Genomic DNA, 24,194 nt, shown 5'->3' with positions numbered 1-24,194 from the left:
CGGACAGGTGATTCCCATGGCGAACGAAGATCGGCTCCGCGAATATCTCAAGCGCGTCACCGCCGAACTGCACGAGACCAGCGAGCGGTTGCAGGAAGCCGAGGCGCGGCACCGCGAGCCGATCGCCATCATCGCCATGAGCTGCCGGTTCCCCGGTGGCGTCGACTCCCCGGAGTCGCTGTGGCAGCTCGTCGACTCGGGTGTCGACGCGATCGGGGAGTTCCCCGCCGAACGGGGCTGGGAGGTGGAGAAGCTCTACCACCCCGACCCGGACCACCCCGGCACGTCGTACACCCGGCACGGGGGCTTCCTGCACGAGGCCGGCGACTTCGACGCCGCGTTCTTCGGCATCTCACCCCGGGAGGCGCTGGCCACCGACGCGCAGCAACGCCTGCTGCTGGAGACGTCCTGGGAGACGTTCGAGCGGGCGGGCATCGACCCGGCCACCCTCAAGGGCAGCCGCACTGGCGTCTTCACCGGCGTGATGTACCACGACTACGCCGCCCTGGTCGGCGAGCTGGGCGACTCCGCCGAGGGTTCGCTCGGCACCGGCAGCACCGGCAGCATCGCCTCCGGGCGGATCGCGTACACGTTCGGCCTCGAGGGCACCGCCGTCACGGTGGACACCGCCTGCTCGTCGTCCCTCGTCGCCCTGCACCTGGCCGCTCAGGCGCTACGGCAGGGGGAGTGCGACCTGGCACTGGCCGGCGGCGTCACGGTGATGGCCACCCCGGGGGCGTTCCTGGCCTTCTCCCGCCAGCGCGGCCTCGCCCCGGACGGACGCTGCAAGCCGTTCTCCGACGACGCCGACGGGACCGGCTGGGGTGAGGGCGTCGGCATGCTGCTCGTCGAACGGCTCTCCGACGCGGTCCGCAACGGCCACCCCGTGCTCGCCGTGGTGCGGGGGAGCGCTGTCAACTCCGACGGCGCGTCGAACGGGCTGACCGCCCCGAACGGGCCGTCCCAGCAACGCGTCATCCGGGCCGCGCTGAGCAACGCCGGCCTCACCACCGCCGACGTCGACGCCGTCGAGGCGCACGGCACCGGCACCACGTTGGGCGACCCGATCGAGGCGCAGGCGCTGCTCGCCACCTACGGCCAGGACCGGCCCGCCGACCAGCCACTGTGGCTGGGGTCGATCAAGTCGAACATCGGCCACACCCAGGCCGCCGCCGGCGTCGCCGGGATCATCAAGATGGTCGAGGCGATGCGCCACGGCCGGATCCCGCGCAGCCTGCACGCCGACCAGCCGTCCACGCACGTCGACTGGGCGGCCGGCGCGGTCCGCATCGCCGCCGACAACCAGGCGTGGCCGCAGCGCCCCGGCCCGCGTCGCGCGGGTGTCTCCTCGTTCGGGGTCTCCGGTACGAACGCGCACGTCATCCTCGAAGAGCCACCGACCGTCGAGGTGCTGCCTCGCAGCGAGGCCGTGGTTCCCGCCCCGGTGCCGTGGGTGCTGTCGGCTCGCTCACCGGAGGCGCTGCGCGGGCAGGCCGCTCGGCTGGCGTCGGTGGCCGCCGACGCGGTGGACGTGGGGTTCACCCTGGCCGCACACCGTACGGCGCATCCGCACCGGGCGGTCGTGTTCGGCCCGGACGACCTGGTGGCCCTCGCCGCCGGTGAGCCCGGTCCCGTGGTCGGGTCGGTGGTGCGCGGCAGGACGGCGTTCGTGTTCTCCGGTCAGGGTTCGCAGCGTCCCGGCATGGGATTGGCTCTCTACGACACGTTCCCGCGTTACGCGGAGGCGTTCGACGCGGCCTGCGTCGAGCTGGACCGGCACCTGGACCGGCCGATCCGGGAGGTCATCGCCGACGGCGGCGACCTGGACCAGACCGTCTACACCCAGTCGGCGTTGTTCGCCGTCGAGGTCGCGTTGTTCCGCCTGGTCGAGTCGTTCGGCGTCACCCCGGACTTCCTGGTCGGGCACTCCATCGGCGAGATCGCCGCCGCACACGTCGCCGGGGTGTTGTCCCTGCCGGATGCGGCGTCGCTGGTCACCGCCCGGGGTCGGCTGATGCAGGCGTTGCCGGTCGGTGGGGTGATGGTCGCGGTGCGGGCCACCGAGGCGGAGGTGCTGCCGCTGTTGACCGAGGGTGTGAGCATCGCGGCGATCAACGGCCCGCGTTCGGTGGTGTTGTCCGGTGTGGCCGACGAGGTCGCGGCCGTCGCGGCGAGTTTCAAGTCGAAGCGGCTGCGGGTCAGTCACGCGTTCCACTCGGTGCTGATGGAGCCGATGCTGGCCGAGTTCGCCCAGGTGGCGGCGACCCTCACCTACGGCACGCCGCGTATTCCGATCGTGTCGAACGTGACCGGGCAGATCGCCGAGACGCAGGACGCGGCGTACTGGGTGCGGCACGTGCGCGAGGCGGTGCGGTTCGCCGACGGGATCACCACCCTGGAGAGTCTGGGTGTCAGCACGTTCGTGGAGATCGGCCCCGACGGGGTCCTGTCAGCCATGGGGGCGGACTGCGTCAGCGACGCGGTGTTCGTACCCGTGCAGAGATCTGACCGGGACCAACCTGCCACGCTGCTGACCGCCCTCGCGCAGGTCTTCGTGCGCGGCGTCGCCGTGAACTGGACGCCCTGCTACCCCGCTGGGCGGCGCGTCGACCTGCCCACCTACGCCTTCCACCACCAGCGCTACTGGCCGGTCGGCACCGGCACCCCCACCGGCAGCGGCGGCACCGGCCACCCCCTGCTGGACACCGCCGTCACCCTGGCCGGAGCGGACGAACTCGTCGTCACCGGCCGGTGGACCGTCGCCACCCACCAGTGGCTCGCCGACCACTCCCTCTCCGAAACTGTCGTCGTCCCCGGGGCCGCCCTCGTCGATCTGGCCCTGGCCGCCGGCGACCGGGTCGGCTGCGACCGGATCGAGGAACTCACCACCGGTGTCCCGCTCACCATCGGCAGCGACGCCGTGCACGTCCAGGTCCGCGTCGGCACCCCGGACGGCGACGGGCGTCGCCAGGTCGGCGTCCACGCGAGCCAGGACGCCGAGACGTGGACCGAGCACGCCTCCGGCGTCCTCACCTCCGAGCCCGGCGCGGCGAACCCGCCGCCGACGGCCTGGCCGCCGTCCGACGCGACAGCCGTCGCCCTGGACGGCCTCTACGACGCCTTCGCCGACCGCGGCCTGCGCTACGGCCCGACGTTCCGCGCGCTGCGCGCCGCGTGGCGCGACCAGGAGCAGGTGTACGCGGAGATCACGCTCGACGACACCGTGCTGGTCGAGGGTTTCCCACTGCACCCGGCGGTGCTCGACGCCTCCCTACACGCCATCGGCGCCGGTGACCTGCTGCCCGCCCACGCCGACGGGGCCAGCGTGCCCTTCAGCTGGTCCGGCGTGACCCTGCACGCGACCGGCGGCTCCGCGGTCCGGGCCCGGGTCCGCACCCTCGGCCCGGACTCCGTCCGGCTGGACCTGACCGACACCGCCGGCCAGCCGGTCCTCACCGTCGACCGACTCGTCCTGCGCCCACTCACCACAGTCGTCACGGGCACCGGCACCGACGATGCCCTGTTCCACCTCGGCTGGCTCCCGCTCGCGGCGCCCGCCGCCACCGTCACCGGCCCAGTGGCGATCCACCGGGTCGAACCCGCCGACGCCGACGTCGTCACCGGCGCGCACGAGCGCACCGCAGCCGTCCTGGAGACCCTCCAGTCCTGGCTTGCTGCGGGACCGCAGGACGGCGAGCGGCTAGCTGTCGTCACGACCGGCGCGGTCGCCACCGCCGACGAGCCGGTCACCGACCCCGGTGCCGCCGCCGTCTGGGGCCTCGTCCGGGCGGCGCAGTCCGAGCACCCCGACCGTCTCGTCCTGGTCGACGTCGACGGCACCGACGGGTCCGAGGCGGCGCTGCCGAACCTGCTCGCCACCGGGGAGCCGCAGGCCGCGTTGCGCAACGGCGACGCGACCACGCCCCGGCTGATCCGGGCACCCGCCGGTGCCCCGCCGCGACCCCTCGCCCTGGCCGACGGCACGGTGCTGGTCACCGGCGCCACCGGGCACCTCGGCCGGTACGTGGCACGGCACCTGGTCACGACACACGGTGTGCGCGCCCTGCTGCTGCTGAGCCGCCGAGGCGCCGACGCGCCGGGCGCGGTGGAACTCCTGGCGGAACTCGCCGAGCTGGGGGCGTCCGCGCGGGTCGTCGCGGTGGACGTGGCCGACCGCGAGGCCCTGGCCGAGGTGATCGCCGAGACCCCGGACCTGTCCGGTGTGGTGCACACGGCCGGTGTGCTCGACGACGGTGTCGTGAGCGGGTTGAGCGGGGATCGTCTGTCGGCGGTGTTGCGGGCGAAGGTGGACGCGGGTTGGTATCTGCACGAACTGACCAGGGACCGGGACCTTTGCGCGTTCGTGGTGTTCTCGTCGGCGGCGGGGGTGTTCGGTAACGCGGGTCAGGGTGCGTACGCGGCGGGTAACGCGTTCCTGGACGCGTTGGCGCAGCACCGGCGTGGGTTGGGTCTGCCGGCGGTCTCCCTCGCCTGGGGGCCCTGGGCCGTCGGCATGGCCGCCGACATCGACGCCGCCGACCGGGAACGCCTCCTCCGGGGCGGTGCCCGCGAACTGACCGCGCAGCAGGGCCTCGCGCTCTTCGACCGGGCAGCGGCCGAGGACACGGCCGTCACCGTGCCCGTGCGGCTCGACCTGCGCGCCATCCGGGCGGCCGGGACCGTCCCGACCATCCTTCAGCATCTGGTACGCGTACGCCGCGCCGCCGCGGCCTCGACTCCGCTGCGGGACCGACTCGCGAACCTCGACCACGACGCACGCCGCGCCGCTCTTCTCGATCTGGTGTCGTCGCGGGTGGCGTCGGTGTTGGGGCATCCGCAGGGGTGGTCGGTGGATGGTGGGCAGGCGTTCGGTGAGTTGGGGTTCGACTCGTTGACGGCTGTGGAGTTCCGCAACGGTCTGTCGGCGGCGACGGGGTTGCGGTTGTCCGCGACGACGGTGTTCGACTACCCGACGCCGGACGCCCTGGTCGACCACCTGCTGACCGAGCTGTCCGGGGTGACCGCGGCGAAGACCGTCACGGCGACGGCCCGTGCGGACGAGCCGCTCGCGATCGTGGGGATGGCCTGTCGTTTCCCGGGTGGGGTGGATTCGCCGGACGCACTGTGGCGACTTGTCGACTCCGACGGTGACGGCATCGGCGACTTCCCCGCCGATCGCGGGTGGGACCTGGAGGCGTTGACGGAGACGTCCCTGACCCGCCGGGGCGGTTTCCTGACCGACGCCGCGGATTTCGACGCGGAGTTCTTCGGGATTTCGCCGCGTGAGGCGCTTGCGATGGATCCGCAGCAGCGTCTGTTGTTGGAGGTGAGTTGGGAGGCTCTGGAACGGGCCGGAATCGACCCGCAATCGTTGCGCGGTTCCGACACCGGTGTCTTCTCGGGCTTGATGTACCACGACTACGCCGGCCTGGCCCAGCAGAGTCCTGATGGTCTTGCGGGGTTTTTGGGTACGGGTAATTCGGGTTCTGTGGTGTCGGGTCGGGTTTCGTATTCGTTCGGGTTCGAGGGTCCGGCGGTGACGGTGGATACGGCGTGTTCGTCGTCGTTGGTGGCGTTGCATGTGGCGGGTCAGTCGTTGCGGCGTGGTGAGTGTTCGTTGGCGTTGGTGGGTGGGGTGACGGTGATGGCGACGCCGTCGGCTTTTGTGGAGTTTTCGCGGCAGCGGGGGTTGTCGTCGGATGGGTTGTGTCGGTCGTTTGCGGAGGGTGCGGGGGGTACTGGTTGGTCTGAGGGTGTGGGTGTGGTGTTGGTGGAGCGTTTGTCGGATGCTCTGCGTCATGGTCGTCGGGTCCTCGCCGTGGTGCGGGGGAGTGCGGTTAATCAGGATGGTGCGTCGAATGGTTTGACGGCGCCGAATGGTCCGTCGCAGCAGCGGGTTATTCGGGCGGCGTTGGCTGATGCCGGGCTTGCGGGTGCTGATGTGGATGTGGTGGAGGCGCATGGCACGGCGACGGTGTTGGGTGATCCGATCGAGGCGCAGGCGTTGTTGGCGACCTATGGTCAGGAAAGGTCCGGGGACCGGCCGTTGTGGTTGGGGTCGGTGAAGTCGAACCTGGGTCACACCCAGGCCGCCGCGGGTGTCGCGGGGATCATCAAGATGGTGCAGGCGATGCGCCACGAGACTCTGCCGCGCACGTTGCATGTGGATGCGCCGTCGTCGCAGGTGGACTGGTCTGCTGGTGAGGTGCGGTTGCTCACCGAGGCACAACCCTGGCCGGTCAACGGACGCCGGCGTCGCGCTGGGGTGTCGTCGTTCGGTATCTCCGGCACCAACGCGCACGTCATCCTCGAAGAGCCACCGGCGGTCGAGGTGCCGCCTCGCAGCGAGGCCGTGGTTCCCGCCCCGGTGCCGTGGGTGCTGTCCGCCCGGTCACCGGAGGCGCTGCGCGGGCAGGCCGCCCGGCTGGCGTCGGTGGCCGCCGACCCGGTGGACGTGGGGTTCACCCTGGCCGCACACCGTACGGCGCATCCGCACCGGGCGGTCGTGTTCGGCCCGGACGACCTGGCGGCGCTCGCCGCCGGTGCACCCGGTCCCGTGGTCGGGTCGGTGGTGCGCGGCAGGACGGCGTTCGTGTTCTCCGGTCAGGGTTCGCAGCGGCCCGGCATGGGATTGGACCTCTCCGCGACGTTCCCGCGTTACGCGGAGGCGTTCGACGCGGCCTGCGTCGAGCTGGACCGGCACCTGGACCGGCCGATCCGCGAGATCATCGCCGACGGTGACGACCTCGATCAGACGGTGTACACGCAGTCGGCGTTGTTCGCCGTCGAGGTGGCCCTGTTCCGCCTGGTCGAGTCGTTCGGCGTCACCCCGGACTTCCTGGTCGGGCACTCCATCGGCGAGATCGCCGCCGCACACGTCGCGGGTGTCCTGTCCCTGCCCGACGCGGCGACGCTGGTCACCGCCCGGGGTCGGCTGATGCAGGCCCTCCCGACCGGCGGTGTCATGGTCGCGGTACGGGCCACCGAGGCGGAGGTCCTGCCGCTGCTCACCGACGGGGTGAGCATCGCCGCCATCAACGGCCCCCGCTCGATCGTGCTCTCCGGTGCTGCCGACGAGGTCACCGCCGTCGCAGCAAGTTTCAAGTCGAAGCAGCTGCGGGTCAGCCACGCGTTCCACTCCGTGCTGATGGAGCCGATGCTGGCCGAATTCGCCCAGGTCGCGGAATCCCTCACCTATGCGTCACCACGCATCCCGATCGTGTCCAACGTGACCGGCCAGATCGCCGAGGCACAGGACGCCGGCTACTGGGTGCGGCACGTCCGCGAGGCGGTCCGCTTCGCCGACGGGATCACCACCCTGGAGAGTCTGGGTGTCAGCACGTTCCTGGAGATCGGCCCCGACGGGGTCCTGTCGGCCATGGGTGCGGACTGCGTCGCGGACGCGGTGTTCGTACCCGTGCAGAGATCTGACCGGGACCAACCTGCCACACTGCTGACCGCCCTCGCGCAGGCCTACGTGCGCGGCGTCGCGGTCGACTGGACGCCCAGCCTGACCGGCGGACGGCTGATCGACCTGCCCACCTACGCCTTCCAGCGCCGCCGCTACTGGCCGACCGCCCCCGAAGCCGCCGCCGACGCGGCCAGCATCGGGCTCGGCACCGTCGACCACCCGTTCTGGGCCGCCGCCGCCGACCTGCCCGAGCAGGACAGCCTGCTGCTCACCGGTCGCCTCTCCTCCCGCACGCAGCCCTGGTTGGCCGACCACCTGATCGGCGGCACACTGCTGGTCCCCGGTGCCGCGCTGGTCGACCTCGCCCTGGCCGCCGGCGACCACGCCGGCCTGAACCGCCTCGACGAACTCACCATCGAGGCCCCGATGGTCCTCCCGGGCGGCGGCAACACGCTGACCATCCGCGCCCTGGTCGGCCCGCCCACCGACGACAGCCCGGGTGGGCAACGGCGGGACGTCACCCTCTACGCGCGCCCCGACGACACCGGCGAGTGGCAGCGGCACGCCACCGGCACCCTCACCGCTGCCGAAACAGTGGAGACCCCCGGCCACTGGACACCGGAGGCGACCGAGGAGGTGCCGGTCGACGGCGTCTACCCCGGCTTCGCCGAGATCGGCTTCGAGTACGGGCCGCACCTGCGCGGACTCCACCAGGCCTGGCGCCGCGACGGTGAGCTGCTCGCGGACGTGGCCCTCACCGACGACCTCACCGCGAACGGCTTCCTCCTGCACCCCGCGCTCCTCGACGCCGCCCTGCACGGCCTCGCCCTCGGCGTCCTCGACTCCGACACGACCGGACTCCCGTTCAGCTGGACCGGAGTGACGGTGCACGCCACCGGGGCGCGCGCGGCCCGGGTGCGGATCAGCCGCGCCGGCACCGACGCGGTCGCCCTCGACCTGCGCGACGCCGAGAACCAGCCCATCGCCACGGTCGACCGGCTCGTCCTGCGCCCGTACACCCCGACGACGAGCACGACCCTTCGCCCGTACCGGATCGAGTGGACGCCGATCCCCGAGCTGGACGTGCCCGCGGCCCTGCTCACCGACCACGCGGAGCTGGCGGAGACGCTCGCCGCCGGACGCGTGCCGGCCGGCCCGGTCCTCTGGTACGCCGAGTCCGGCCCCGCCGCCGACCCGGTGACCGCAGCGCACACCGCCGCCGCCCGCACCCTGGAGGTGCTCCAGACCTGGCTGACCGACGACCGGCTCGCCGGTGTGCGGCTGGCCATCGCGACCCGGCACGCCGTGCAGTCCGGCGACGAGCCGCTGACCGATCTCGCCGGCGCCGCCGTCCACGGGTTGGTACGCAGCGCCCAGGCCGAACACCCGGACCGGTTCGTGCTCGTCGACATCGACGACGGACCCGGCTCGTTGGCGGTGCTCCCGGCCGCCGCCCAGTGCGGTGAGCCGCAACTGGCGATCCGTGGCGGAGTGGTCAGCGTGCCCCGACTCGTCCGACCGCCGGTCGAGGAACCACGCCCGTTCACCTTCGGCACCGGAACTGTCCTGGTCACCGGTGCGCTGGGCACGCTCGGCCAGTTGGTGGCCCGGCACCTGGTCACCACGCACGGCGTACGCGACCTGCTGCTGGTCAGCCGCCGTGGCACCGAGACCCCCGGAGCTGCCGAGTACGTGGCGGAACTCGCCGCGCTCGGCGCGTCCGCCCGACTGGTGGCCGTGGACGCCACCGACCGGGCAGCCCTCGCCCGGGTCGTCGCCGACACCCCGGACCTGTCCGGTGTCGTTCACCTCGCCGGTGTGCTCGACGACGGTGTGGTCAGCGGGTTGAGTGTGGATCGTCTGTCGGCGGTGTTGCGGGCGAAGGTGGACGCGGGTTGGTATCTGCATGAGCTGACCCGGGACCGGGACCTTTGCGCGTTCGTGGTGTTCTCGTCGGCGGCGGGGGTGTTCGGTAACGCGGGTCAGGGTGCGTACGCGGCGGGTAACGCGTTCCTGGACGCGTTGGCGCAGCACCGGCGTGGGTTGGGTCTGCCGGCGGTCTCCCTCGCCTGGGGTCTCTGGGCCGACGCCAGCGAGCTGAGCGCCAGCGCCGACCAACGCCGCCTCGGCCGAGGCGGGGTGCTCCCGCTCACCGCCGAGCAGGGACTCGCCCTGCTCGACGCCGGCTGCGCGGCGGCACCGCCGGTCAGCGTGCCGATCCTGCTGGACCTCGCGGCGGTGGCCGCCTCCGGCACCGTGCCCGCGCTCCTGCGGCAGCTCGTCCGACCCGCGCGACGGCGGGCCGCCGCCACGGCCGACAGGTCGTCGCTACGGGCACAGCTCGCCGACCTGCCGCCACACGAACGGCGTGCCCACCTCCTCGATCTGGTGTCGTCGCGGGTGGCGGCGGTGTTGGGGCATCCGCAGGGGTGGTCGGTGGATGGTGGTCAGGCGTTCGGTGAGTTGGGTTTCGACTCGTTGACGGCTGTGGAGTTCCGCAACGGCCTGTCGGCGGCGACCGGGTTGCGGTTGTCCGCGACGACGGTGTTCGACTACCCGACACCGGACGCCCTGGTCGACCACCTGCTGACCGAGCTGACCGACACGGCGGTGACGGGGACCGGTGCTCGCACCCCGGCGGCGGCGGATGAGCCGCTCGCGATCGTCGGCATGGCCTGCCGGTTCCCGGGCGGAGTGGACTCACCCGAGGGTCTGTGGCGGCTTGTCGACGCCGGTGACGACGGCATCGGCGACTTCCCCACCGACCGCGGCTGGGACCTGGACACCCTCTTCGACACGGACGAATCCCGGACGGACACCTCCTACACCCGCCGGGGTGGCTTCCTCTCCACCGCCGCGGATTTCGACGCGGAGTTCTTCGGGATCTCGCCGCGTGAGGCCCTGGCCATGGATCCGCAGCAGCGTCTGCTGTTGGAGGTGAGTTGGGAGGCCCTGGAACGAGCGGGAATCGACCCGCAATCGCTGCGCGGTTCCGACACCGGCGTTTTCGCCGGCCTGATGTACCACGACTACGGCCCGTACGCCCAGCAGAGTCCTGATGGTCTTGCGGGGTTCTTGGGTACGGGTAATTCGGGTTCTGTGGTGTCGGGTCGGGTTTCGTATTCGTTCGGGTTCGAGGGTCCGGCGGTGACGGTGGATACGGCGTGTTCGTCGTCGTTGGTGGCGTTGCATGTGGCGGGTCAGTCGTTGCGGCGTGGTGAGTGTTCGTTGGCGTTGGTGGGTGGGGTGACGGTGATGGCGACGCCGTCGGCTTTTGTGGAGTTTTCGCGGCAGCGGGGGTTGTCGTCGGATGGGTTGTGTCGGTCGTTTGCGGAGGGTGCGGGGGGTACGGGTTGGTCTGAGGGTGTGGGTGTGGTGTTGGTGGAGCGTTTGTCGGATGCTCTGCGCAATGGTCGTCGGGTGTTGGGGGTGGTGGCGGGGAGTGCGGTTAATCAGGATGGTGCGTCGAATGGTTTGACGGCGCCGAATGGTCCGTCGCAGCAGCGGGTTATTCGGGCGGCGTTGGCTGATGCCGGGCTCGCGGGTGCTGATGTGGATGTGGTGGAGGCGCATGGCACGGCGACGGTGTTGGGTGATCCGATCGAGGCGCAGGCGCTCCTCGCCACCTATGGGCAGGATCGCCCTGGTCGGCCGTTGTGGTTGGGGTCGGTGAAGTCGAACCTGGGTCACACCCAGGCCGCTGCGGGTGTCGCGGGGATCATCAAGATGGTGCAGGCGATGCGCCACGAGACTCTGCCGCGCACGTTGCATGTGGATGCGCCGTCGTCGCACGTCGACTGGTCCGCCGGTGAGGTGCGGTTGCTCACCGAGGCGCAACCCTGGCCGGTCAACGGCCGTCCGCGCCGGGCCGGGGTGTCGTCGTTCGGTATCTCCGGCACCAACGCGCACGTCATCCTCGAAGAACCACCGACAGTGCACACCCCTGCCGACGACAGGCCGGACGCGCCCGAGGTCGTGCCGTGGGTGCTGTCCGCCCGCTCGCCGGAGGCGCTGCGGGGGCAGGCCGAGCGGCTGGCGTCGGTGGACGCCGACCCGCGCGACGTCGGCCTCTCGTTGGTGTCGTCGCGGTCGGCGCACGCCCATCGGGCAGTCGTGTTCGGGCGCGACGAGCTGGCCGCGCTCGCGGCCGGCGAACCCGGTCCCGTGGTCGGGTCGGTGGTGCGCGGCAGGACCGCGTTCGTGTTCTCCGGTCAGGGCTCCCAGCGCCCCCGCATGGGCCTGGACCTCTACGACACGTTCCCGCGTTACGCGGAGGCGTTCGACGCGGCCTGCGCCGAGCTGGACCGGCACCTGGACCGGCCGATCCGCGAGATCATCGCCGACGGAGGCGACCTGGACCAGACCGTCTACACCCAGTCGGCGTTGTTCGCCGTCGAGGTCGCCCTGTTCCGCCTGGTCGAGTCGTTCGGCGTCACCCCGGACTTCCTGGTCGGGCACTCCATCGGCGAGATCGCCGCCGCACACGTCGCGGGTGTCCTGTCCCTGCCCGACGCGGCGACGCTGGTCACCGCCCGAGGTCGCCTCATGCAGGCCCTCCCGACCGGCGGCGTCATGGTCGCGGTACGGGCCACCGAGGCGGAGGTGCTGCCGCTGCTGACCGACGGGGTGAGCATCGCCGCCATCAACGGCCCCCGCTCGATCGTGCTCTCCGGGGTTGCTGACGAGGTCACCGCCGTCGCAGCAAGTTTCAAGTCGAAGCAGCTGCGGGTCAGCCACGCGTTCCACTCCGTGCTGATGGAGCCGATGCTGGCCGATTTCGCCCAGGTCGCGGCAACACTGACCTACGAGACGCCGCGCATCCCCGTCGTGTCGAACCTGACCGGGCAGGTCGCGGAAGCGCAGGATGCCGCCTACTGGGTGCGCCACGTCCGCGAGGCCGTGCGCTTCGCCGACGGCATCACCACACTGGAAGCCCTTGGCGTCAGCACGTTCGTGGAGATCGGCCCGGACGGGGTCCTGTCGGCCATGGGCGCGGACTGCGTCAGCGATGCGGTGTTCGTACCAGTGCAACGCTCTGAGCGGGACCAGCCGACCACGCTGCTGACCGCCCTCGCGCAGGCCTACGTGCGCGGCGTCGCGGTGGACTGGACGCCCTGCCTGACCGGTGGACGGCTGATCGACCTGCCGACCTACGCCTTCGACCACCAGCGCTACTGGCCGAGGCCCGGCGTCCGGGCGACGAGCCCCACCGACGCCGCCTTCTGGGACGCCGTCGAACGCGCCGACCTGGACACCCTCACCCAGACCCTGAAACTCGACGACAGCACCGCCCTCGCCCCACTGCTGCCCGCCCTGGCGTCCTGGCGGCGCGACCACACCACCACGCCGCTCGGCCGCTACGGGATCGACTGGACCCCACTGCCGCAGGCGGGCACACCCACCGGGACCTGGCTGATCACCGAACCGGCCGGCGACACCCGCGTCTCGGACGCCCTGGCCGCCAGCGGCCTCGACGTGCGACGCGGCACCCCGGACGAGCAGACGACACCCGACGTCAGCGGCATCGCCGTCGTGGTGGACGACCCCGCGCACGCACTGCACGCCGTCCAGGCCCACCAGTCCCGGGGCACCGACATCCCGCTCTGGCTGATCACCAGCGGCGCGGTGGCCGCCACCCCGCACGATCCGGCGCCCACCCCGTCCGCCGCCGCCGTCTGGGGCCTCGGCCGGGTCGCCGCCCTGGAACTCCACCGCGCCTGGGGCGGTCTCGTCGACCTGCCCGCCGGCGGCGACCCGATCGACGGACGGTTGCTCGCCACCGCGCTGACCGGCGCCGGAGGCGAGGACCAGGTCGCCGTGCGCGCCGGGCTGCTCGGCCGGCGACTCGTTCCGTCGGCCGGGACGGGCCGGCAGTGGCAGCCGCGCGGCACCGTCCTGATCACCGGGGGCACCGGCGCGCTCGGCGCCCACGCCGCCCGGTGGGCCGCCGGCCACGGCGCCGAGCACCTGGTCCTGCTCAGCCGCCGAGGTGAGACCGCACCCGGTGCCGCCGACCTGCGCGACGAGCTGACCGCCGCCGGGGCGCGGGTCACCATCCGCGCTGTCGATCTGGCCGACCGGGACGCTCTCGCTACTGTCGTTGCGGACCTGAACGTCGCCGACGACACGGTCACCGCGGTGCTGCACACCGCCGGTGTCGCCACCCGCGCCCCCCTCGCGGAGCTGACCGCCGACGCCATCGCCGAGGTCACGGCCGCCAAGGTGCTCGGCGCGACACACCTGGACGACCTGTTCCGGGACGCCCCGCTGGACGCCTTCGTGCTGTTCTCCTCCATCGCCGGTGTCTGGGGCAGCGGCGACCACGCCGCGTACGCGGCCGCCAACGCGGCACTGGACGCCGTCGCCGACCAGCGCCGGTCCCGAGGGCTCACCGCGACCTCGATCGGCTGGGGCCCGTGGGCCGACGGTGGCATGGCCGCCGACAGCGCCGTGGACGAACACCTCCGCCGACGCGGCCTTCGCCCGATGGCCCCCGACCGGGCCCTGCGCGGCCTGCGATCGGCGGTCGGCGACGACCGCACGGGTGTCGTCGTCGCCGACGTCGACTGGGCGACGTTCGCCCCGGCGTTCACCGCGGCCCGGCCCAGCCCGCTGCTCGACGGCGTTCCGGAGGTCCACGCCCGCACCACCGAACCGGAGTCGACAGCCGACGACGGGTGGCGTTCCGGGCTGCTGGCACTCGCCGGCACCGAACGGACCCACGCCGTGCTGGAGACAGTCCGGACCCACGTCGCGGAGGTGCTGCGGCTGCGGTCGTCGCACGCCGTCGACCCGGGCCGTTCGTTCACCGAGATCGGCTTCGACTCGCTGACCGGTGTCGAGCTACGCAACCGGCTCGGCGCGGCCACCGGACTGCGACTGCCCAGCACCCTGGTCTTCGACCACCCGACACCGGAGGCACTCGCCGCGTACCTGGAGAACGAGGTCGTCGGGGTGACCGACCCGACCCCGGTCGCCGCCGTGCCGGCCCGCACCGACGAGCCGATCGCGATCGTCGCGATGTCCTGCCGCTTCCCCGGCGGCATCGGCTCGCCCGAGGACCTGTGGCGGTTGCTCGCCGACGGCGGCGACGCCATCGGCGCGTTCCCCACCGACCGTGGATGGAACCTGGACGCCCTCTACGACCCGGACCCGGACGCCATCGGCACCACCTACGTCCGCGAGGGCGGCTTCCTGGCCGACGCCACCGAGTTCGACGCCGGGTTCTTCGGTATCTCACCGCGTGAGGCGCTGGCCATGGACCCGCAGCAGCGGTTGTTGCTGGAGACGGCGTGGGAGGCGTTCGAACGCGGCGGCGTGCCGGCCGACGCGCTGCGCGGCAGCCAGACCGGTGTCTTCGTCGGCACCAACAACCTCGACTACGGTCCGCTGCTGACCGGTGAGCAGGAGGCCGCCGAAGGGTACGTCAGCACCGGCAACGCGGCGAGCGTCGTCTCCGGACGGATCTCCTACACCTTCGGGTTGGAAGGCCCGGCGGTCACCGTGGACACCGCCTGCTCGTCGTCGCTTGTCGCCCTGCACTGGGCCAGCCAGGCCCTGCGGCAGGGCGAGTGCGACCTCGCCCTGGCCGGCGGCGTGACGGTGATGTCCACGCCGGGGGCGTTCATCGAGTTCAGCCGCCAGCGGGGCCTGTCCGCCACCGCCCGCTGCCGGGCTTTCTCGGCCGACGCCGACGGGACGATCTGGGGTGAGGGCGTCGGCATGCTCCTCCTGGAACGCCTCAGCGACGCGGTGGCGAACGACCACCCGGTGCTCGCCGTGGTCCGGGGGAGCGCTGTCAACTCCGACGGCGCGTCGAACGGGCTGACCGCCCCGAACGGGCCGTCGCAGCAGCGGGTGATCCGGGCGGCGCTGGCCAACGCGGGCGTGTCCGCCGCCGACGTCGACGTGGTGGAGGCGCACGGCACCGGCACCAGACTGGGCGACCCGATCGAGGCGCAGGCGCTGCTCGCGACGTACGGGCGGGGTCGACCCGCCGAGCAGCCGCTGTGGCTGGGCTCGGTGAAGTCGAACATCGGCCACACCCAGGCCGCCGCCGGTGTCGCCGGCATCATCAAGATGGTCGAGGCGATGCGGCACGAAACCCTGCCGCGTACGCTGCACGCCGACCAACCCAGCCCGCACCTGGACTGGACCGCCGGTTCGGTGGCCCTGCTCACCGAGGAGCGGCAGTGGGCGCGGACCGGTGACCGGCCGCGTCGGGCGGCCATCTCGTCGTTCGGGTTCAGCGGCACGAACGCCCACGCCGTGCTGGAGGAGCCACCGACCCGCACGCCGTCCGTGCCCACCGAACCCTCGCAGGCGTCCGTGTTGGCGCTGCCGCTGTCGGCCCGTACCGGGCCCGCCCTCCGGGAACAGGGTGCCCGGCTGCGGGAACGCCTCTCGGCGGGGGTCGACCCGAAGGACCTGGTCCACTCGCTGACGACCACCCGCAGCGTCCTGGAGGAACGCGCGGTGGTGGTCGGCGCCGACACGGACGACCTGGTCGCTGGTCTGGACGCCCTGGCCGCCGGTGCTGACCACCCCCGGGTGGTCACCGGCTCGGCGGTACGCGGACGGACGGCCTTCGTCTTCTCCGGTCAGGGTTCGCAGCGTCCGGGCATGGGCCTGGCCCTGGCCGAGGCCTTCCCGGTGTACGCGGACGCGTTCGACGCGGCCTGCGCCGAGCTGGACCGGCACCTCGACCGGCCGATCCGCGAGGTCATCGTCGACGGAGGCGACCTGGACCAGACCGTGTACACCCAGTCGGCGTTGTTCGCCGTCGAGGTCGCGTTGTTCCGACTGGTGGAGTCGTTCGGCGTGACCCCGGACTTCCTGGTGGGGCACTCGATCGGGGAGATCGCCGCCGCGCACGTCGCCGGGGTGCTGTCGCTGGCCGACGCCGCGAAACTGGTCACCGCCCGAGGTCGCCTCATGCAGGCCCTCCCGGCCGGCGGCGTCATGGTCGCGGTGCGGGCCACCGAAGCGGAGGTGCTGCCGCTGTTGACCGACGGGGTGAGCATCGCCGCCATCAACGGCCCGCGCTCGGTGGTGCTCTCCGGTGTGGCCGACGAGGTCACGGCGGTGGCGGCGCACTTCGAGAAGTCGAAGCGGCTGCGGGTCAGTCACGCGTTCCACTCGGTGCTGATGGAGCCGATGCTGGCCGAGTTCGCCTCGGTCGCGGCGACGCTGACCTACGAGTCGCCGCGCATCCCCGTCGTGTCCAACCTGACCGGGCAGGTCGCCGAGACCCAGGACGCCGCCTACTGGGTGCGGCACGTCCGGGAAGCGGTCCGCTTCGCCGACGGGATCACCACCCTGGAGAGCCTCGGTGTCAGCACGTTCCTGGAGATCGGCCCCGACGGGGTGCTCTCCGCGATGGGCGCGGACTGCGTCACCGACGCCGCCTTCGTCGCGGTGCAGCGCCCCGACCGCGACCAGCCCACCACCCTCCTGACGGCACTGGCCGGCGCCTTCGTCCGCGGTGTCCCCGTCGACTGGGGACAACTGGCTCGGGGTGGCCGACGTGTCGACCTGCCCACCTACCCGTTCCAGCGGGTCCGGTTCTGGCCGTCCCCGGTCGAGCCGGTCACCGTCGACCCGGTGGACAGCGAGTTCTGGCAGGCCGTCGAGGACGGCGACCTCAGCCCGCTCGGCATCACCGGCGACAACGCCGACCTGCTGCCCGCCCTGACCGCCTGGCGTCACGAACGACGAGCCACCCGAAACCGCGACTCGTGGCGCTACGAGGAGGCGTGGACGCCGATCGCCACGTCCACCACGCCGGTCGCCGGCACGTGGCTGGTGCTCGGCGACGACACGTACCTCACCGTGGTTGCCAAGACCCTCACCGCGTACGGCGCCGAGGTACGGGGCGTGCCGGTCGTCGGCCTGAATCGGACCGACGCGGCCGACCGGCTGCGGCTGGTCGCCGACGGCCCGATCGCCGGCGCCGTCGCCGCCGGTGGCACCCCCGAGGCGGCGCTCACCGTCGTCCAGGCCTACGTCGACGCCGCCGTCGACGCGCCGCTCTGGATGGTGACCACGGCGGCCGTCGCCGCCGAACCCGGCGAACCGGTCGACCCGTCCGCCGCCGCGGTGTGGGGCCTGGGCCGGGTCGCCGCCCTGGAACTGCCGCACCGGTGGGGTGGCCTCCTGGACGTGCCGGCGGACTGGGCCGGCGACCATCTCGCCGCCGCGCTCGGTGGCGGTGGTGAGGACCAGCTCGCCGTCCGCGGCGACCGGGTGCTCGCCCGACGCCTCCGGCACGCCACCGCGCCCGCCGGGAGCTGGCGTCCGCGCGGCACCATCCTGGTCGTCGGCGACACCAGCGGCGACATCGCCCGCTGGGCGGCGGCCGAGGGCGCCGACCGGGTCATCGTCACCGAGAGCGTCGCCGGGATGGACGACGACGGCATCGTCACCGTCGAGGCCTGCGCCGGAGACGACCACGCGGCCCTGGCCGACCTGCTGCACCGCGTCCGGGCCGACGGCGTCGCGCTGACCGCCGTCGTCCTCGCCGACCGCTCCGAGCCCGCACCGGCGTCGCTGACCGACACCACACCCGACACCTGGGACACCCCGGCGGTACGCCGGGCCCGGCACCTGACCGCCCTCGTCGACGAGGACCTCGACGCGTTCGTCGTCTTCACCTCGGTGGCCGGCACCTGGGGCGGAGGACTACAGACCGCCGCAGCGGTGGCCGCCACCACGCTGGACGCGCTCGCCCAGCAGGCCGGCGCCACAGCGATCGCCTGGGGCCCCTGGACCGGAAGCGACGAGCGCCTCCGGCGTCGCGGTCTGCACGCCCTACCCCCGAACGCCGCCCTCGACGCGATGGCGACCGCCGCCGGCACGACCGGTCGAGTCGTCCTCGCCGACGTCGACTGGCCCCGGTTCGCCGGCGCGTTCACCGCAACCCGTCCCAGCCGACTGCTCGCCGACCTGCCCGAGGTGCCGGTGTCGGCCGCCGAGCAGCCGCCCGCCACCGACGCCGGGACCACCGCCGCGCTGCGCGACGAGTGGCGTGCCCGCACCGAACCGGAACAGGAACGGGCGGCTCTCGACCTGGTACGCGGCACCGTCGCCGCCGTCCTGGGACACGGCACCCTGGAAGCCGTCCCGCCCACCCGGGCCTTCACCGAGCTGGGCTTCGACTCGCTCACCGCGGTCGAGCTGCGCAACCGGCTCGGTCGGGTCACCGGCTTGAACCTGCCACCCACGGCGGCGTTCGACCACCCGACCGCGCAGGCCCTCGCCCGGCACATCCGCGACGCCGTCATCGGCGACGGCCTGGACCTGACCGGCGGGCTCTTCGCCGAACTGGACCGTCTGGAAGCCGGCCTCGCGCTGTCCACGCCGGACAGCACCACGAGGAGCCGGACCGTCCTGCGACTCCAAGCCTTCATCAACCGGCTCAACGACGTCGTCGAACCGGTCACCGAGGAGGCGCCACCGCTCGAAGAAGCCAGTGACGAGGAACTGTTCGCCTTCATCCGCAGCGAACTCGGCCGCGCCTGACCGGGCCGGGCCAAGGAGGACCACACCCATGACAGACGACTTCCCGGTTCCCGCCATCGAGGACTGGCAGCGGCTCACGCTGAGCGTGCTGCGCAAGTCCGGGAAGGCGGACGAGAACACCCGGGCGGACGAGGCCGCGGACCTGCTCGCCACCACCACGTACGACGGGTTTCCGCTGGCCCCGCTCTACACCTCGCACCACACCACGGTGCCGGACGGCGTACCCGGGCAGGCGCCGTTCACCCGGGGCGGTGAGGTCGGCGGCCGGTGGGACGTGCGGACCGTGCACACCGACCCCGACCCGGTACGCAGCGCGGCGGCAGCCCGTGCCGACCTGCACGGCGGGGCGACCTCGCTGTGGCTGCGGGCGACGGCACCCGAGCAGCTCGGCGAGCTGCTCGCCGGGATCCCACTGGACCGCACCGGCATCGTGCTCGACGCCGGCACGGGGACCGACAAGGCCGCCGCCGCCCTGCTGGACGTGGCCACCCGGCAGCACATCGACCCCCGCGTGTTGCGCGGCAACCTCGGCGCCGACCCGTTCGGCGCGTACGCGGCCAGCGGCGTCGAACCGGAACTCCGGGTGGCCGCGGAGCTCGCGGCCCAGTCGGTGACGGCGCACCCGGAGCTGCGGGCGCTGACCGTCGACGCGACCACCTACCACGACGCGGGCGGCAGTGACGCCGAGGAGTTGGGGTGCGCGCTGGCCACCGGCGTCGCGTACCTGCGGGCGATGAGCGATCGGGGGATCCCGCTGACGAGGTCGCTCGCCCAGCTCGAATTCCGGTACGCGGCGACCGCCGACCAGTTCGCCACGATCGCGAAGTTCCGCGCGGCCCGCCGACTCTGGCACCGGGTCACCGAGGTGGCCGGCGCGAACCGGCCGTCGGCGCAACGGCAGCACGCGGTCACCTCGGCCGCGATGATGACCGCCCGGGATCCGTGGAGCAACCTGCTGCGGACCACGATCGCCTGCTTCGGCGCGGGCGTCGGTGGCGCCGGGGCGATCACCGTCCAGCCGTTCGACCTGGCCCTGGGCCGACCCGACGAGACGGCCCAGCGGATCGCCCGCAACACCCAGATCATCCTGCTCGACGAGGTGCACCTGGATCGGGTCACCGACCCGGCCGGCGGATCCTGGTACGTCGAGTCACGCACCGAGGACCTGGCCCGCGCGGCCTGGGACTGGTTCACCACCATCGAACGGGCCGGCGGCATCGGGGCGGCGCTGCGCAGCGGTCTGGTGGCCGACCGGCTGGCCGCCACCTGGGAGCGCCGGGCCACGAGGCTGGCCCGCCGGCAGGACGCGATCACCGGGGTCAGCGAGTTCCCCGATCTGGACGAACAGGTCCCCGCCCGCCATGCCGGCTCGCCCGCGCCGGTCGGCGGCCTGCCCCGCCACCGGTACGCGTACCGCTTCGAGGAGCTGCGTCGCCGGGCCGACGACGCGCCGACGACGCCGGTGGTGCACCTGGTCGCGATCGGACGGACGTCCGAGCACAACGCCCGGGTCACCTTCACCGCGAACCTGTTCGCCGCCGGCGGCATCCGCACCGTGACGACCGCCCCCGGCGACGCGGTCCCGCCCGGTGCCGTGGTCTGCCTCTGCTCGTCCGACCGGGTGTACGCCGAGCAGGCCGCGCCGGTCGCGGCCGCGCTCCGACAGGCCGGCGCGGCGAAGGTATGGCTGGCCGGGCGACCCGGCGGGCATTGCGGCGTCGACGACTACCTGTACGCCGGCTGCGACGCGGTGCGCGTGCTGGAGACCACCCTCGACGACCTCGGAGTGCCCCGATGATCCCCTCGTACGCCGACGTCGCGCTCGGCACACCACCCGGACCGAGTGGCCCGGCCCCGCAGCCGACCGATGTGTGGCAGACCCCGGAGGGGATCGGCGTCAAGCGGTTCTACACGGCGGACGATCTGGCGGGAGTGGGCTTCCTCGACTCGTTGCCGGGCATCGCCCCGTTCGTCCGTGGCCCCTACCCGACCATGTACACCACCCGGCCGTGGACGGTCCGCCAGTACGCCGGCTTCTCCACGGCGCAGGAGTCCAACGCGTTCTACCGGCGCAACCTGGCCGGCGGGCAGAAGGGCCTGTCGGTCGCGTTCGACCTGGCCACCCACCGTGGTTACGACTCCGACCACCCCCGGGTGGCCGGTGACGTGGGCATGGCCGGGGTGGCGATCGACTCGATCCTCGACATGCGGGAGCTGTTCGCCGGCATCCCGCTGGACCGGATCAGCGTGTCGATGACCATGAACGGCGCGGTGCTGCCGATCCTGGCCCTCTACATCGTCGCCGCCGAGGAGCAGGGGGTCACGCCCGAGCAGTTGGCGGGGACCATCCAGAACGACATCCTCAAGGAGTTCATGGTCCGCAACACCTACATCTATCCGCCGGAGCCGTCGATGCGGATCGTGGCGGACATCTTCGCCTACATCTCGCAGCGGATGCCCCGGTTCAACTCGATCTCGATCTCCGGCTACCACATGCACGAGGCCGGGGCGACAGCCGACCTGGAGCTGGCGTACACCCTCGCCGACGGCGCCGAGTACGTGCGCGCCGGTCAGACCGCCGGGCTGGACGTCGACGCGTTCGCTCCCCGGCTGTCGTTCTTCTGGGCGGTCGGTATGCACTTCTTCATGGAGGTGGCGAAGCTGCGGGCCGGCCGTCTGCTGTGGGCGCGGCTGCTGCGTGACGCCGGCGCGACCGACCCGAAGTCGCTGTCGCTGCGTACGCACTGTCAGACGTCCGGTTGGTCGTTGACCGCGCAGGACCCGTACAACAACGTGGTGCGGACCTGTGTCGAGGCGATGGCGGCCACCCAGGGCCACACGCAGTCGCTGCACACGAACGCGTTGGACGAGGCGTTGGCGTTGCCCACCGACTTCTCCGCCCGGATCGCCCGCAACACCCAGCTGCTGCTCCAGCAGGAGTCCGGCACCACCCAGGTGATCGACCCGTGGGGTGGCAGCGTCTACCTGGAGCGGCTCACGCACGACCTGGCCGAACGCGCGTGGGGTCACATCCGGGAGGTCGAACGCGCCGGCGGCATGGCACGGGCCATCGAGCAGGGGCTGCCGAAGCTGCGGATCGAGGAGGCCGCCGCGCGCACCCAGGCGCGGATCGACTCGGGTCGGCAGCCGGTGATCGGCGTCAACCGGCACCGACCGGTGGTCGAGGATCCCATCGAGGTGCGCAAGGTGGACAACACGGCGGTCCGCGCCGAGCAGGTCGCGAAACTGCGCCGGCTGCGGGTCGACCGCGACCAACCGGCCTGCGACGCCGCCCTGGCCGCGCTCACCCGTGGCGCCACCGACCCGTCGGCCAACCTGCTCGACCTGGCCGTCACCGCAGCCCGCGCGCACGCCACCGTCGGGGAGATCTCCGCGGCCCTGGAGTCGGCGTACGGCCGGCACGTCGCCCGTATCCGCACGACCACGGGGGTGTACCGCGACGAGGCGGGCGCCGATCCCGGTGTCGCGCGGGCCCGTGCCGCCGCCGCCGCGTTCGCCGACCGGCGGGGTGCCCGCCCGCGCATCCTGGTGGCCAAGATGGGCCAGGACGGTCACGACCGCGGTCAGAAGGTCGTCGCGACCGCCTTCGCCGACCTGGGTTTCGACGTCGCTGTGGGTCCGCTGTTCCAGACGCCGGACGAGGTCGCCCGGCAGGCCGTCGACGCGGACGTGCACGTCGTCGGCGTCAACTCGCTCGCCGCCGGCCACCTCACCCTGGTGCCCGCGTTGCGTGCGGCCCTGACCGCCCTGGGCCGCGCGGACATCATGATCGTGGTCGGTGGGGTGGTGCCTCCGGGTGACGTCGCCGCGCTTCGTCAGGCTGGCGCCGCGGCCGTCTTCCCGCCCGGGACGGTGCTCGCCGAGGCGGCATTGGACCTGCTGGAACGACTGCTGCGCTGAGGTCCCGACGGCGGCCGACAGCCCGCCTGAGTACGCCGGTGGCCGCCTCCCGTCCGGGGGGCGGCCACCGGCGTGATGCGTCAGCGGTGCGCGGCCAGGCGGCCGTTGGGACGGGTCTTCGGGGCCACCGGGGCGAGCACGGTGATGGCGGTGACGACGAGACCCTGTTGGGCCAGCCAGCGGCCGCTGAAGCCGCTGAGCCGTCGACCGTGCACCCACGGCCCGGTCACCAGCAGTGCGGCGGTGAACGTGCCGTTCAGCGGGTCGATGACGATGTTCGCGTCCTCGAAGTCGAGCCACCGCGCGGTCAACGGGAACCAGGCCTTGTAGACCGACTCCTTGGCGCTGAACAGCAGCCGGTCCCAGGCGACACCGGGGTGGTCCCGCAGCAGGACGGCGATGCGGTCCCGCTCCTCGGCCAGGGAGACGGCTTCGAGCACGCCGTTGGCGAGGGCGTCGTTGGGTTCGGCGTCGATGCCGACGGTGGTGACCTTCTCCTGTTCGGCGAGGACCGCGGCCCGGTAGCCGGCGCAGTGGGTGATGCTGCCGACCATCCCGAACGGCCACTGGGGCTCACCCCGGGTGCCGGGCAGGACCGGCGCGGGAGCGATCCCGATCCGCCGCATCGCCTGGCGGGCGCACCAGCGGGCCGTGGTGAACTCGCGGCGGCGCTTGTCCACCGCCTTGCGGACGACGGCCTCCTCTTCGGGGAAGAGGTCGGCGCCGGGCGGGTCCACGAAGGTGTCGACGGCCGTCACGGCGCCGGGAAGAATGGACTCGATCATGGCTTCCTCCGCGCCGGAGAAACGGTTCCGGAGTCAGCGGCACCCGACCTGACGCCGGTGGGCGGCAGTGGCTGGGCACGGCTGACATTGGTCACGCTTCAACAGTATCGGCGCTGGTAGCCACAGGGAACGAACGCTGCGGCTTTCACGGGCCGCGCCCGCCGGGCTAAGGGAGTGCCCTCGACGGCTAGGGGCAGGTGGGGGATCCGGTCGCGGGCCGTCGTGCCGCTGCCGCCGGCAGGGTACGGCCCGCGATCCGCCCCGGATCACTCGGCGATCTTGGTCCGGCCGGTCCAGGTGAACAGCAGTGGGGCGCCGTCACCGACGCGGCGCTCGAAGTGCTCGTAGCCGGCCAGGTAGGGCACCTTGATCTTCCCGTAGACCAGCTGCTCGACGCTGGCCACCATCGTGCGCGGGATGTCGTCGGGTCCACCCTGGAGGAACACCAACACGGGCTCGGACGTCGGTGCCGCGGCGGGTCGATCGAGCGTCAGGTACTGCTGAGGCATCGGATCGTTCCTCTCTGCCAGGGAGCGTCGTTGCTCCGGATTCCAGCA

5 protein-coding genes are annotated in these 24,194 nt (G+C 72.6%); 3 read left to right on the top strand and 2 right to left on the bottom strand.

All coding sequences use genetic code 11. From position 1 onward, the window contains the following. Window positions 1-16: 16 nt before the first annotated feature. From GA0070612_RS32660 to scpA, 3 genes are all read left to right on the top strand, one after another. Window positions 17-18,931, top strand: coding sequence for a type I polyketide synthase (locus GA0070612_RS32660; RefSeq protein ID WP_167393671.1), 18,915 nt, complete (start codon window positions 17-19; stop codon window positions 18,929-18,931). A gap of 28 nt (window positions 18,932-18,959) precedes the next feature. Beyond that, window positions 18,960-20,729 (top strand): methylmalonyl-CoA mutase subunit beta, encoded by a 1,770-nt coding sequence (locus tag GA0070612_RS24645; protein WP_088990085.1) that lies wholly within the window; start codon window positions 18,960-18,962, stop codon window positions 20,727-20,729. Between the two features lie 71 nt (window positions 20,730-20,800). Continuing rightward, complete coding sequence (gene scpA / locus GA0070612_RS24640; protein ID WP_456299244.1) at window positions 20,801-22,852, top strand: methylmalonyl-CoA mutase; 2,052 nt, start codon at window positions 20,801-20,803, stop codon at window positions 22,850-22,852. Window positions 22,853-22,932: 80 nt separating this feature from the next. Here scpA and GA0070612_RS24635 read toward each other — a convergent pair whose 3' ends face one another. Continuing rightward, the gene (locus tag GA0070612_RS24635; RefSeq protein ID WP_088990083.1) at window positions 22,933-23,637 is read right to left on the bottom strand and encodes a 4'-phosphopantetheinyl transferase family protein; all 705 of its coding nucleotides are present in this window, start codon (window positions 23,635-23,637) and stop codon (window positions 22,933-22,935) included. 266 nt (window positions 23,638-23,903) lie between these two features. Further along, the gene (locus GA0070612_RS24630; RefSeq protein ID WP_088990082.1) at window positions 23,904-24,146 is read right to left on the bottom strand and encodes a DUF5988 family protein; all 243 of its coding nucleotides are present in this window, start codon (window positions 24,144-24,146) and stop codon (window positions 23,904-23,906) included. Window positions 24,147-24,194 lie beyond the last annotated feature (48 nt).

Source organism: Micromonospora chokoriensis (assembly GCF_900091505.1).
Classification (GTDB): domain Bacteria; phylum Actinomycetota; class Actinomycetes; order Mycobacteriales; family Micromonosporaceae; genus Micromonospora; species Micromonospora chokoriensis.
This window is presented reverse-complemented; position numbering and strand designations above follow the sequence as displayed.

Coding starts and splice junctions, on each gene's coding strand:
- GA0070612_RS24645 (WP_088990085.1), top strand. CDS start 18,960: ATGACAGACGACTTCCCGGTTCCCGCCATCGAGGACTGGCAGCGGCTC.
- GA0070612_RS32660 (WP_167393671.1), top strand. CDS start 17: ATGGCGAACGAAGATCGGCTCCGCGAATATCTCAAGCGCGTCACCGCC.
- GA0070612_RS24630 (WP_088990082.1), bottom strand. CDS start 24,146: ATGCCTCAGCAGTACCTGACGCTCGATCGACCCGCCGCGGCACCGACG.
- GA0070612_RS24635 (WP_088990083.1), bottom strand. CDS start 23,637: ATGATCGAGTCCATTCTTCCCGGCGCCGTGACGGCCGTCGACACCTTC.